The sequence below is a fragment of the Neptunomonas sp. ABH4_499 genome (assembly GCF_056160565.1).
This window is the reverse complement of record NZ_JBSWXK010000006.1, coordinates 17921-30938: the sequence shown is the minus strand read 5'-3', so window position 1 is coordinate 30938 and position 13018 is coordinate 17921. Positions and strand designations below refer to the sequence as shown.

Genomic DNA, 13018 nt, shown 5'->3' with positions numbered 1-13018 from the left:
CCAATGGCACATAAGAAACCCCACTTACCCAGCAAAATATGCCCAGTCTGCGAGCGGTCTTTTACGTGGCGTAAAAATGGGCACGTTGCTGGGATGAGGTCCGGTATTGCTCCAAAAGGTGCAAAAGCGATGCTACAGGTATAAAAAAGGCCCCCAATCGGGAGCCTTGATACCACAAGCTCTGTTAGCGGGTTTTCAGCTCGGAGCCCTTCGCGCCATAGAATACGATGTACAGGTAACACGCCGCTGCCACTAAGAAGGACAGCTGAACACCGACGCTGTCGGCCACAAAACCTTGAATAAGCGGCACAATCGCACCGCCCACAATGGCCAAGCACAAGATGCCAGAACCTTGGCTGGTATGCGCACCCAAACCACGTACCGCTAAGCTGAAGATGGTTGGGAACATAATGGAGTTACACAAACCCACCAGCAAGATCGCGAACATAGCCACATTGCCTTCGGTGAACGTCGCTACCAAGATGAGCACCACCGCCATTAACGCATTGAACGCTAGGATCTTCGCAGGGTTAATCTTCGTCATCAGCGCCGAGCCAATGAAACGCCCGACCATTGCACCACCCCAGTAGTAAGCCACATAGTGCGCAGCCGAGGTTTCAGCTAAGCCTGCAATGTGAGGCTCACCCAAGAAGTTGACCAAGAAGCTACCAATCGCCACTTCACCGCCCACGTACATAAAGATAGCAACGGCACCCAGCACCAGGTGGGAATACTGCCAAGCGGACGTGTTAGTACCACGGCTGATGTCTTCTGACGTATCTGTTTGATTGTCGTCGGACAAGCGTGGCAACTTCAGTAGTGCAAACACCACAGCCAAAGCAATCAAGGCGCCTGCGATGATCACATACGGCATTTTAACCGTCTCGATCTCGTGGGCCACTTCACTGACGCCTTCAAGTGCAGGTGCACCGGCTGTCAAAATCAGAATCGCACCGAAAAACGGAGCCACTGTCGTACCCAAAGAGTTAAAGGCTTGGGTTAAATTCAAACGGCTTGATGCGGTTTGAGCAGGGCCTAGAATCGTAACGTATGGGTTAGCCGATACCTGCAAAATCGTGATACCAGAGGCCAATACAAACAAAGCGCCCAAGAACAGCGGGTACATTTGTAGGGTGGCGGCTGGTACAAACAGCAAGGCACCTGCGGCCGCTACTAACAAACCGCACACAATGCCCATCTTATAGCCTAAGCGATGCACCAGCGCACCGGCTGGCAGAGACATGACAAAATAAGCACCAAAGAAACAGAATTGGATGAGCATCGCTTGCGTGTAGCTCAGATCAAAAATGTTTTTAAGGTGTGGAATCAGAATGTCATTAAGACTGGTAATAAACCCCCACATGAAAAACAGTGAGGTTAATGAAATAAGTGCAAATCGGAAATTACCGCTTGCCGGTGTTTCTGAGTGGTTAGTCGATAGACCTGGTGTGGACGTTGCCATCAAATTGCCTCGTTCAGCGATCGTTGTCCTTGTTAACTCAGGTAACATCACCTGAGCGCCGAGCAGATGGCGGCGCAGTCTGTCCAATTATGACAGCGCTGTCAATAAAAACTTATTGTACCCTAACGTTTAAGCAAACCCTATAAAACATGGGCTTTACGAGAATTTGGGAGATTCACCCCAATGTGCGATACTGCGAACACAATAAAAACAAGGCAGTAAGGAAGAACCTGTGAGTACACCGACCATTGATGATGTCGCCTCACACGCTGGTGTGTCCATAAAAACGGTTTCACGTGTGATTAACGGTGAGCCAAACGTCAGTGAAAAAACACGAGAAAAAGTACAATCCTCGATTGAAGCATTAGGCTATCAGCCAAACTTATCCGCACGCCAACTCGCCAGCAAACGCTCATTTGTCGTGGCGCTTTTGTACGATACGTTTTTGGCGGCCTCCTCTTACGTCATGAAGGTTCAATTTGGGGTCATTCAGCGTTGTCACCAAGAGGGGTACGAGCTGCTCATCCACCCTATTACCACCCAAGCCACGCACCGCCCCAAGGATGTCCACGCCTTTTTAAAACGCACCCGTGTCGATGGGGTTATTTTGACGCCGCCTCTGAGCGACGATGAAAACATTGCTCAATTATTCGATGAGCTGAACATCCCATACGTTAGAATCTCTCCGGTTGAAGACCATCCACGCGCCTCGTGCGTGCGTACCGATGACAAAGCCGCGGTTGAAGATTTAACGGATAAATTAATCCAGACAGGTCACAGAAAGATCGCATTTATAGCGGGACGGGCCGATCACAAAGCCGTCACCGAGCGAAAAAAAGGCTATGAGGCAGCAATCACGCAGCACGCTTTAGACCTGCCATCGGATTTTACTCAGCAAGGTGCGAGTACATCTGAGTCCGGTTACCAATCAGCTAAAACGCTACTCTTAAATACCCCGCGTCCAACCGCCATCGTTTGCGCCAACGATGAAATGGCAGCCGGTGCGCTCAGTGCGGCGCACGACCTCAAGGTTCAGATACCCCAAGAACTCTGCGTAACGGGCTTTGATGATGCCGACTTGGCTACCCAGTGCTGGCCTTCATTGACGACTATTCGCCAACCTATGCAGGCCATGGGCGAAGAGGCCGCCAACCTATTGTTGAAAGCCTTAAAACAACCCTCGCTTCATGAAGAGGTGATGCTCAAAACCGAACTGATCGAGCGAGCATCCAGTGACTTACACCTTTAGCGACGCTGACGAACCGCTTCAAACAGGCAGACACCTGTTGCAACAGACACGTTCAAACTGCTAACCTCCCCAGCCATGGGGATTTTGATCAAGAAATCACAGTGCTCGCGCGTTAAGCGGCGCATCCCTTTGCCTTCGGCACCCATGACCAGGGCCATGGGGCCTTTTAGGTTCGCTTCATAGACCATCTGTTCCGCTTCACCGGCCGTTCCGGTTACCCAAATGCCACGCTGCTGCAAATCCTGCAGCGTACGCGATAGGTTAGTTACCTGAACGTAAGGCACGACTTCAGCAGCGCCGCACGCGACCTTCGCGGCCACAGAGGTCAGCGGAGCGGATTTATCCTTAGGCGCAATCACCGCATGAACACCTGCAGCATCGGCGGTTCGAATACACGCCCCAAGATTATGCGGGTCGGTTACACCATCCAGCACTAATAAAAACGGTGCTTCTTCAAGGCCGTCCAATAACTGATCTAAAAAGCGCTCATCTTTCGCTTCGATCGGTTTTACCTCAGCGATGATCCCTTGGTGAACGCCGCCTTCAGCCAGATCGTCCAGTTCACGACGATCTTTGCGCACCACCTGTATGCCCGTGAGGTCGTTCAGAAGCTCGGTGATCCGTTTATCTTCCCGCCCTTTTAGCACCAACAATCGCTGTACGCGATCAGTATCGTATTTCAGGACAGTTTTCACGGCATGGATGCCAAAGACGCGCTCAAGGGACATGGTCAATCTCAGTTATTCAGGTTCAGCGGTTCAGCCAATCGGACGCTTGCTCATTCACAAGGCTGGCTAATAAATCAATAAACAGTGGCTCACTGTTCAAAGCAGGGATGTAAGCGTAATGACTTCCGCCGGCTTCTTCAAAGACTTCCTTGTTTTCTTCTGCAATCTCTTCAAGTGTTTCAAGGCAATCAGCCGTAAACGCAGGGCAAATCACATCCACATGACGAGTCCCCGACTTTGCCAAGGACTCTAAGGTTTTATCCGTATAGGGTTTTAACCACTCGGCAGGGCCAAATCGAGACTGGAAGGTCGTTAGCCATTGATCATCGCCCAAGCTCATCGCATCTGCAATCAAACGGGACGTTGCATGACATTGCACCGGATAAGGATCGCCCTTATCGGCGTACTCTTTCGGGATACCGTGATAAGAGAGCACCAGCTTTTCTGCGCCCGGGTGTGCACTGGTATGCGCGTGAATCGAAGCCACCATCGCTTTGATGTACTTGGGGTGGTTGTAAAACGATTTTACGATGCGAATGTCCATCACTTCGCGGCGCTTTAACTGAAAGCGCGCAATCTGATCATAGATGGGTGCCGTGGTCGTTGCGGAGTACTGCGGGTACATCGGGACCACAAACAGGCGTTCAACGCCCTCTTTGGCCAAGGTGTGAAGCTGATCGGTCAGGCCTGGTGAGCCATACGTCATGGCAGGCACGACACGCGGCGCGATATCCAGCTGCGCTGACAGCGTGGATTGCAGCGCACCCACTTGCTCCATCAAAATTCGGCGCATCGGGGAATCATCTTCCCAGATGGATTGGTACAGCTTAGCTACCCGTTTAGGGCGAAAGGTTAAAACAATGCTGTTGAGCACGGCCAACCATAACCAGCGACGCGGCCCTTTGCCTTCGACAACTCGACGGTCCGAGAGAAACTCTTTCAAATAGCGGCGCACCGATGATGGCTCGGCCGAATCGGGCGTGCCCAAATTGACTAATAAGATGACGGTTTTCGGATCAATAGAATGTGACACAACAGACTCCCAGAAGCAGGCAGGTATTATCGCCAAAGGCTGCCTAAAAACCCACCGCTTTGCTCAACAAAGCCGCGGTTTTTGATGCCCAATGACACTCGACTTGATCCAGACACAAAAAAAGCCGCATCAAGCGGCTTTTTTACGAGTCGATGTCAGGCTTAGATTACGCCAGACCTTCAAACACTTTATCGCGGATATCATCAACGCTGCCAACACCCGGTACGTAAACGTATTTAGGTGCCGTTGCTGCGTTTTCTTCAACCCAACCGCGGTAGTAAGAGATCAATGGCTCAGTTTGCTCGTGGTAGACGTTCAAACGACCTTTTACAATGTCTTCTTGGTCATCGTCGCGTTGAATCAAGTCTTCACCCGTAAAGTCGTCTTTGCCTTCTACTTTGGGTGGGTTGAAAACAACGTGGTATGTACGACCCGAACCTGGGTGCACACGACGGCCGCTCATACGCTTGATGATCTCTTCGTCTGCAACGTCAATCTCAACCACAGCATCAATTTGTACGCCCGCGTCTTTCAGAGCATCCGCTTGAGGGATGGTGCGTGGGAAGCCATCAAACAGGAAACCGTTTGCACAATCGGACTCAGCAATACGCTCTTTTACCAGACCAATGATGATGTCGTCAGACACCAGCTCGCCTGCATCCATAACGGCTTTGGCTTTAACACCCAGTGGTGTGCCCGCTTTTACCGCAGCACGCAACATATCCCCAGTAGAGATTTGTGGAATACCGAACTTTTCGGTCAGGTACTGAGCTTGAGTGCCTTTGCCAGCGCCCGGCGCGCCAAGAAGGATAATTCGCATGAAGGGTAACTCCAATAATCGTTTTTCTTAACTGTAAATTTGGTTTGGGCTGGACGAAAGCCAAGGCTTCGATGCTTGCCACGGTATGCAGAAACCATACTGATGCGATGAAATTCGAACAATTCGACGTTAGCACTAGCAGAAGGGATCCATTGCAACAGATCAACTCGCACTAAAGTCGGATGCGTCAGTGTTTTTGCAAAAACAGAAGGAGGTTAAGCCAAACTGATGATTGGCTCAACCCCACACAGGTGCTTTCACTCGATTTTCAAGCGCTTATGCGCTTTAGATCAGGTTTACCCCGTATTTCGCATGCCCGCCGAGATCCCCGCCATGGTGACCATCAAGGCTTGCTCCAAACGGTGATCCGGTTGGTTACGATCGCGATACAAAAGCTCAGCCTGAAGGCCGTGAAGCGGATCGATGTAAGGGTTTCGCACATCAATGGATTGACGAATAACTGGGTTATCCGACAAGAGATGATCGCGCTCCCGAATCGTCAACACACACTGTTTGGCGACGGCCAAACGGGCCCGTAAGCTTGAACCTAGGACTTTTAGTTCTTCGGAAACCAGTCGAGACTCGTAGTATTCGGCCAAGTCCACATCGCTTTTGGCCAAGACCATTTCCAGCATATCGACGTAGGTTTTGTAGAACGGCCATTGCTCGTACATCTCTTGCAATAAGCTGACTTGGTTGTGATCGATCGCCTCTTTCAATGCCGCTTCCGACCCTAACCAAGCAGGCAGCATCAAGCGAATTTGAGTCCATGCAAAAATCCACGGAATGGCACGCAAGCTTTCGACACCGCCATCGGCACGGCGTTTAGCAGGCCGGGAACCCAACGGCAATTTGCTCAGCTCTTGCTCCGGTGTAACCGCTCTAAAGTACGGCACAAACTGTGGATCATGACGCACCACCGCTCGGTAGGACTCTAACCCTTTAGCGGCCATCTGATTCATCTGCTCGCGCCAATGCCCTTTTGGTGAAGGCGACGGAGAGAGCGTGGCCATCAAAACAGCCCCGGCGTACAGCTCGAGGTTACGTACCGCAAGCTCAGGGATACCAAACTTGAACCGGATCATCTCCCCTTGCTCAGTCACTCGCAAGCTGTGATCAACCGACCCAGGCGGCTGAGCCAGAATCGCTTTGTGGCTAGGACCGCCCCCACGACCGACCGTACCACCACGACCATGGAAGAGCGTTAGATGAATGCCCTGCTCTTTGCACAGCGCTGTCAGTGCCTCTTGCGCCTGATATTGCCCCCACGCTGCGGCCAACTGACCGGCATCTTTGGATGAGTCCGAGTAACCGATCATCACCTCTTGATGCCCCTCGGTGTATTGCTTGTACCAAGGCACTTCCAGCAAGGACTCAATGCAGCTGCGCGCATTGTTCAAATCATCTAAGGTTTCAAACAAAGGCACCACACGCATGTTGTGTGTGATCCCTTTTTCGCGCAGTAACAGGATGACAGCCAGCACATCAGAAGGCTGCCCAGCCATAGAGATCACATAAGACCCAAGCGACTGCGGGTCAGACTTAGCCACCACTTCACAGGTGTCCAGCACCTCCTGAACCTCGGGGGAAGGCTGCCAATGATGTGGGATTAGCGGTCGACGGCTTTGCAGTTCGCGTAACAGGTACGCTTGTCGGCCCTCTTCACTCCAACTGGTGTATGAGCCTAAACCGTAAAACTGGGATAATTCTTCAAACACCATGGCATGACGATCGGAGCTTTGGCGAATGTCCAGCTTCACTAAAGTCATTCCAAAACAAGCAATGCGGCGGATGATGTCTTCAAGCGCCCCCTCAGCAATGATCTCCATACCGCACTCTTTCAATGAGCGGTGGATCAGCATTAAAGGCTCAAGCAGTTGATCGGAACGGATCATCAACCCCTCTGGGGCATCCGACGGTTTGTCATCCAAGTGCCCTTTCACCCAACGCTGCGTCGTTATCAAGCTGGCTTTCACATCGCCCAAGAGCTGACGATAGGGTTCTGCGCACTCCTCCCCCACGCGTTGTCGAAGCTCTTCATTGCATGCGTACATCGAAAGCTCGGAGCGCAACTGGTCGATGTCCGTAATGTACAGATCCAAGGCCATCCAGCGCGAGAGCATCAACACCCGCTTAGTCACACAGGCCGTCACATTGGGGTTGCCGTCCCGGTCCCCGCCCATCCAAGAGGCAAAACGAATCGGTGAGCAGGTCAGCGGCAGTCCTTTACCTAAAATGGCGCGGGTTTGCTGATCGAGCTTTTTGATAAATCGCGGCACCGCCTCCCAAAGGGAGTTTTCGATCACCGCAAAGCCCCATTTGGCCTCATCAACCGGCGTTGGGCGGACTTGGCGGATCTCGTTGGTGTGCCAGATCTGGGTAATGAGTTCGTTTAACCGGTGATGAGCCGATTCACCGCGATCGAGTGCTTTCAAACAATCGGTGACATCATCGTATTTCTGAATCAGGGTACGGCGATTCACTTCGGTCGGGTGTGCGGTCAATACAAGGTCGACCGCCATGTTTTGAACGCTGTTGATAATCTCGTCAGAGGAGTGGCCCTTTCCCTTTAGCTCTTTGAGCAGCTGTGCAAAGGAGTCGGTGGATTCAAGATCGCAGATCTCTTGGTGGCGTCGCACTCGGTGGTGCTCTTCTGCAATGTTGGCTAGGTTTAAAAACTGAGTAAAGGCCCGAGCCACAGGGAGCATTTCATCTTCACTGAGCCCTTTTAGCTCGGCGAGTAATTCATCTCGACCGGTGGCGTTGCCGGTGCGTGCCTCTTTGGCTTTTTTGCGGACTCGCTCGACCTTATCGAGAAAACCGGTCCCTAGATGTTGTGCGATGGTTTGACCGAGGCAATCGCCCAGCATGCGAACATCGTCACGTAACGCTTCGTGTAGATCACTCATTCCGACTCCTTTTCCATTCCCTATCATGAACGCAGTCGTCGCGTTTTTATTAGAGAATAGGAGCTTTTTGTGCTGTGCACAATGCAGAGCGTAAAATCTATTGTCGGGGTGTTAAGTGATTGTCCAAATGAGGGAAAGCGTCAGTCGTGCTCGGGGTGTTCGGCAAATTTCAAAGCGCGAAGACGCTTGTGGACACGCTCCGCTAAAAACTCGTCTCGGTATTTCACCTCCAGTTTTGGTAACACCGAAGCCCGTGTAATCAGCTCTAGGCGATAGTTTTTCTCGCCGCGCTTATCCAAGTCGTACAAGATTTCAGAGGAGATTAAATCCTCGATGGGAAGGGTGTAGTGCTTTTCAGCAAAAACAAAGCCCAACTGACGCTTGGCTTGATCAACTACAATTTTGGGCTCGCCTTGTAAGTCTTCACTGACCGTAAAGCCATCACGTTCTAATTGCGCAAGTTGACGATTGATCTTCTGACCGTTTTGATACGCCAAGTACCCCATGACTCCAACAGCGACCGCGACTACTAACCACACCGTTTTCATTCCTTTTTTATTATCCGTTTCAGAGGCCTTCCTGTTTGGCCTTATCCCAGTATTGATCTAGCTGATCTAAGGTGTGATTATCCCAACTGTTTCCAGAAGCTGCAACGCACTGTTCAACAAACCGGAACCGTCGCTCAAATTTTTGATTGGTGCCACGAAGGGCGTGGTCAGGTTTGACCTTTAGATGACGAGCCAGATTCACCTGCGCGAATAACAGATCGCCCATCTCATCTTGAACACGCGCATGCTCACCCGAGGCAATCGCTTCGCGAAGCTCTTGGATCTCCTCTTCGATCTTATCCAGCACACCCGATGGGTCATCCCAATCAAAGCCTACTTCGGATGCCCGTTTCTGCAACTTTTCGGCACGATTGAGCGCAGGCAGCGCACGAGGCACATCATCGAGAACACCGTTCTGTGACTTTTCGCCCCGCTCTTGCTGTTTGATCTCATCCCAGCGCTGTGAAATTTCGTCTTCACTTAGGGTAACGGTGCCTGGTGGCGTCTCGAGCGTACCGTCCGGGAATACATGAGGATGACGTCGCAGCAGTTTTTTCACGATGCCATCTACGATGCTGTCCCAACTGAACCGCTGCTCCTCTTCACCTAGCTGCGCATAGAAGATCACTTGAAAGAGCAGATCCCCTAACTCATCGTTTAGGTGCTCAAAATCCGCTTGTTCGATGGTGTCAGCCACCTCGTACGCTTCCTCAAGCGTATGCGGTACGATGGTGGCGTAGGTTTGTTTTAAATCCCAAGGACAACCGAACGTTGGGTCGCGCAAACGCGCCATCAAGGTTCGTAAGTCATCCAAGGAATACTGACGATCAGCCATTATTTCGAACCACTTCGTTGACGATGCACATCAATCACGTTTGGTACTTGGTTAATCTTATCCATGATCCGACCAAGCAGCTCCAATCGAGAGATCTCAACGGTCAGGGATAATCGCGCCACGTTACTGTTTTTATCCGTCAGCGTATTGGCCGATAAGATGTTCATATTTTCGTTGGCCAAGACCATCATCACATCACGCAATAGGCCAGAGCGGTCATACGCTTCGATGTAAATGTCCACAGGGTAAGTTGTCTCGCCCTCTTCGCCCCAATCCACCGTGACGATGCGCTCTGGCTCGTTTTCACGAAGGGAGAGCAAGTTACTGCAATCCTCCCGGTGAATCGAAACACCACGGCCTTGAGTAATAAAACCAACGATAGGATCACCCGGTACCGGCTTACAGCAAGACGCAATGGTGGTCAGCAGGTTACCCACACCAAGGATTCGAATCCCTTTATCGCCTTGAAGGTCGGCCTTTTTGCTCGGCGCAGAGGTCGGCAAAGCCAAATCAAGCTGCTCGTCGTGTTTGTGAGGTGTGTCCACCTGACGCTGAGCGGCATTGAGAATTTGAGACAATCGAATGTCGCCGGCCCCAAGAGCGGCATACACATCTTCAGCCGTTTTGCAGTTGACCTCTTCGGCCAATTTGCGAAGGTCCAGCTCGCTGGTATCGATCGCTAAACGCTTAAACTCACGCTCAACGATGTGACGGCCAGCATCGACGTTTTTGTCCCGGTCTTGCATTTTGAACCAGTGTGCCACTTTTGCACGGGCACGAGAGGTCGTTACAAAACCTAAGTTACTGTTGAGCCAATCGCGACGCGGCAACGCCTCCTTGGAGGTCATAATCTCGACCTGGTCACCGGTTTTGAGCGGTTTATTCAGCGGAATAATTCGTCCATTTACCTTCGCACCGCGGCAACGGTGGCCTATTTCGGTGTGCACACGATAGGCAAAATCGACGGCCGTTGAGCCTAGCGGCATATCGATCACATGCCCATCTGGGGTGAACACGTAAAGACGGTCCTGCACCACATCGCCGCGTAGCATGTCGCCAATCGCTTCGGTGTCGCCCAGCTCTTCATGCCACTCAAGAACCTGTCGCAGCCAAGCGATCTTATCTTCGTACGCATCGCTTTTAGAGTGAGTATCCGTGCCTTTATAAAGGTGATGGGCACAGACACCGAGTTCAGCCTCTTGGTGCATGTCTTGGGTACGAATCTGTACTTCTAGAACCTTACCTTCTGGACCAAATACCGCGGTGTGCAGCGAGCGGTAGCCATTGGGTTTAGGAGAGGCAATGTAGTCATCAAACTCGTGCGGGATGTTCCGCCAAAGGCCATGAATGATCCCCAATGCGGTGTAGCAGTCACGAATTTCGGGAACTAAGATTCGCACCGCACGTACATCATAAACCTGATTGAAGTCGATGTTCTTGCGCTGCATTTTTCGCCAAATGCTGTAGATGTGTTTGGCGCGGCCATATACGTCAGCAACAATATTTTGCTTAAGCAGCTCATCTCTTAACGTCGACACCACTGAGTCGATAAACTCTTGGCGATCTAACCGCTTTTCATCCAAAAGCTTAGCTATGGATTTGTAATCATTTGGCTTTAGGTAGCGGAAGGATAAGTCTTCAAGCTCCCACTTGATATGACCAATGCCTAATCGATGTGCTAAGGGCGCGTAGATATCAAACACTTCACGCGCGACCAAATAGCGTTTACGACGCGAGGCATTTTTCACCCCACGGATCGCACAGGTACGCTCGGCAATCTTGATCAGTGCAACGCGCACATCATCAATCATCGCCACCAGCATCTTACGGACGCTTTCTAACTGACGCGCACCGCTGCCAAGCACTTCGTGCTCAGTCCGAGGGTTCGCTCGGCTGCCAATGGCCGCCATTTGCAAAACACCATCGATCAAACGCGCAATGGTGTCCCCAAACTGATTCGCGACACTATCGAGCTTTAAGCGATCTTCTCGAACACTGCGGTACAAAATAGCCGCCACAATGGAATCTTGATCTTGCTGAAGCTCCGCTAAGATCAATGCCATCTCAAGGCCGGTAATGAAGCTGTTAGGACGCGCCTTCTCGCCTTCGTCCTCTTCACTGTCGGGTATCGAGGTTTGCTCATACACTTGCTGAGCAATATCGCACGCTTTGCGCACCTCGGATGGGTTTTCGAGATCGACCATCGTGGTCAGCCGATCCATCCATAAATCCAGATCCACCGAACCGTCTTCACGAATCGGGTGATCTTCTCGAACTTTAACCATGGCGTGTCGCCACTCCTTAACCTTCGACTCGAAATCTGCGGTCGTTTTTATTGTTATCCTGGCACGTTTATAACAACCCAATCGTTACAAACGCCACCTGCAGAAAATATATTTTACACTAAGACCGGAATTGATGAGCAAGTTCCGTGCACATATCGGCCAAGGTCAGTGTTTCTGCATAAAAAAAGCCGATTGATTTCTCGGCTTTTTTTAGACTTGTTCACAGAATAAACAATTTTATGACGCGTCGGGTGAAAACACCCCTGTGGACAAGTACCGATCGCCTCGGTCACAAATAATACACACAATGACCGCGTTCTCGACCTCCTCGCTTAGGCGCAACGCCCCAGCCACCGCACCGCCGGATGAGACCCCACAGAAGATCCCCTCCTCTTTGGCCAGTGCGCGCATGGTGTTTTCAGCGCTTTGCTGATCCACATCGAACACCGCATCCACACGCGTTTCGTCAAAGATTTTCGGCAAATACTCTTTTGGCCAGCGGCGAATCCCCGGAATTTGCGAACCATCTTTTGGCTGTAGCCCGACAATCTGTACGTCGCTGTTTTGCTCCTTTAAGAAGCGCGAGGTCCCCATTATGGTGCCGGTGGTCCCCATTGAGCTAACAAAGTGCGTGACACGCCCTTGGGTTTGCTCCCAAATTTCTGGGCCTGTACCTTGGTAATGCGCTTCTGGATTATCGCCGTTCGCAAACTGATCCAACACAATCCCTTCGCCGCGCTCTTGCATCTGGATGGCTAAATCGCGGGCATATTCCATCCCTTGCTCTTTGGTTACGGTAATCAGCTTTGCACCGTACGCCGTCATAGAGGCTTTGCGCTCCATGCTCATGTTATCGGGCATGATCAGTACCATATTGTAGCCTTTGATGGCGGCGGCCATGGCCAGCGCAATACCGGTATTACCGGAGGTTGCTTCAATCAAGGTATCACCAGGTGTTATGTCACCGCGCGCCTCAGCTCTTGCTATCATGCTAAGCGCAGGACGGTCTTTCACCGACCCAGCCGGGTTGTTGCCTTCAAGCTTACACAGAATGACGTTTCCACGATCATTTTGGCCAAGGCGCTGCAAGCGCACTAAAGGCGTTTTACCGACATAGTCCTCAATGGTAGGAAAGTCATTCATAGCGTC

Annotated in this window: 10 protein-coding genes and 1 pseudogene; 2 read left to right on the top strand and 9 right to left on the bottom strand. The window is 51.4% G+C overall.

Annotated elements, in window-relative coordinates:
* The first annotated feature begins 3 nt into the window (after positions 1-3).
* Positions 4-170, top strand: a pseudogene (locus tag ACXAF9_RS07615) (DUF2256 domain-containing protein).
* Between the two features lie 14 nt (positions 171-184).
* On the opposite strand, the gene fucP reads toward ACXAF9_RS07615, so the two are convergent.
* Entirely contained in the window at positions 185-1462 is a 1278-nt protein-coding gene (gene fucP, locus ACXAF9_RS07610) for an L-fucose:H+ symporter permease (protein ID WP_475072470.1), read from the bottom strand.
* Between the two features lie 232 nt (positions 1463-1694).
* Between fucP and ACXAF9_RS07605 the strand changes: the two genes are divergently transcribed.
* Positions 1695-2711: a LacI family DNA-binding transcriptional regulator gene (locus ACXAF9_RS07605; protein ID WP_475072468.1), complete on the top strand. Its 1017-nt coding sequence runs from the start codon at positions 1695-1697 to the stop codon at positions 2709-2711.
* Here ACXAF9_RS07605 and rlmB read toward each other — a convergent pair.
* From rlmB to cysM, 8 genes are all read right to left on the bottom strand, one after another.
* Positions 2708-3439 carry a 23S rRNA (guanosine(2251)-2'-O)-methyltransferase RlmB gene (rlmB, locus tag ACXAF9_RS07600; protein WP_475072467.1) on the bottom strand — a complete coding sequence of 244 codons (732 nt, stop codon included), beginning with the start codon at positions 3437-3439 and terminating at the stop codon, positions 2708-2710. The genes ACXAF9_RS07605 and rlmB overlap by 4 nt on opposite strands.
* A gap of 22 nt (positions 3440-3461) precedes the next feature.
* Positions 3462-4472: a ferrochelatase gene (gene hemH / locus ACXAF9_RS07595; RefSeq protein WP_475072465.1), complete on the bottom strand. Its 1011-nt coding sequence runs from the start codon at positions 4470-4472 to the stop codon at positions 3462-3464.
* A gap of 166 nt (positions 4473-4638) precedes the next feature.
* Positions 4639-5292: an adenylate kinase gene (gene adk / locus ACXAF9_RS07590; RefSeq protein WP_475072463.1), complete on the bottom strand. Its 654-nt coding sequence runs from the start codon at positions 5290-5292 to the stop codon at positions 4639-4641.
* A gap of 296 nt (positions 5293-5588) precedes the next feature.
* Complete coding sequence (ppc, locus tag ACXAF9_RS07585; RefSeq protein ID WP_475072462.1) at positions 5589-8201, bottom strand: phosphoenolpyruvate carboxylase; 2613 nt, start codon at positions 8199-8201, stop codon at positions 5589-5591.
* Positions 8202-8341: 140 nt separating this feature from the next.
* Complete coding sequence (locus ACXAF9_RS07580) at positions 8342-8740, bottom strand: hypothetical protein (protein ID WP_475072460.1); 399 nt, start codon at positions 8738-8740, stop codon at positions 8342-8344.
* Between the two features lie 28 nt (positions 8741-8768).
* Positions 8769-9584: a nucleoside triphosphate pyrophosphohydrolase gene (mazG, locus tag ACXAF9_RS07575; RefSeq protein WP_475072457.1), complete on the bottom strand. Its 816-nt coding sequence runs from the start codon at positions 9582-9584 to the stop codon at positions 8769-8771.
* Positions 9584-11869 (bottom strand): GTP diphosphokinase, encoded by a 2286-nt coding sequence (gene relA, locus ACXAF9_RS07570; RefSeq protein ID WP_475072456.1) that lies wholly within the window; start codon positions 11867-11869, stop codon positions 9584-9586. The genes mazG and relA overlap by 1 nt, the downstream gene beginning before the upstream one ends.
* A 237-nt stretch (positions 11870-12106) precedes the next feature.
* Positions 12107-13012: a cysteine synthase CysM gene (gene cysM, locus ACXAF9_RS07565; RefSeq protein WP_475072454.1), complete on the bottom strand. Its 906-nt coding sequence runs from the start codon at positions 13010-13012 to the stop codon at positions 12107-12109.
* Positions 13013-13018 lie beyond the last annotated feature (6 nt).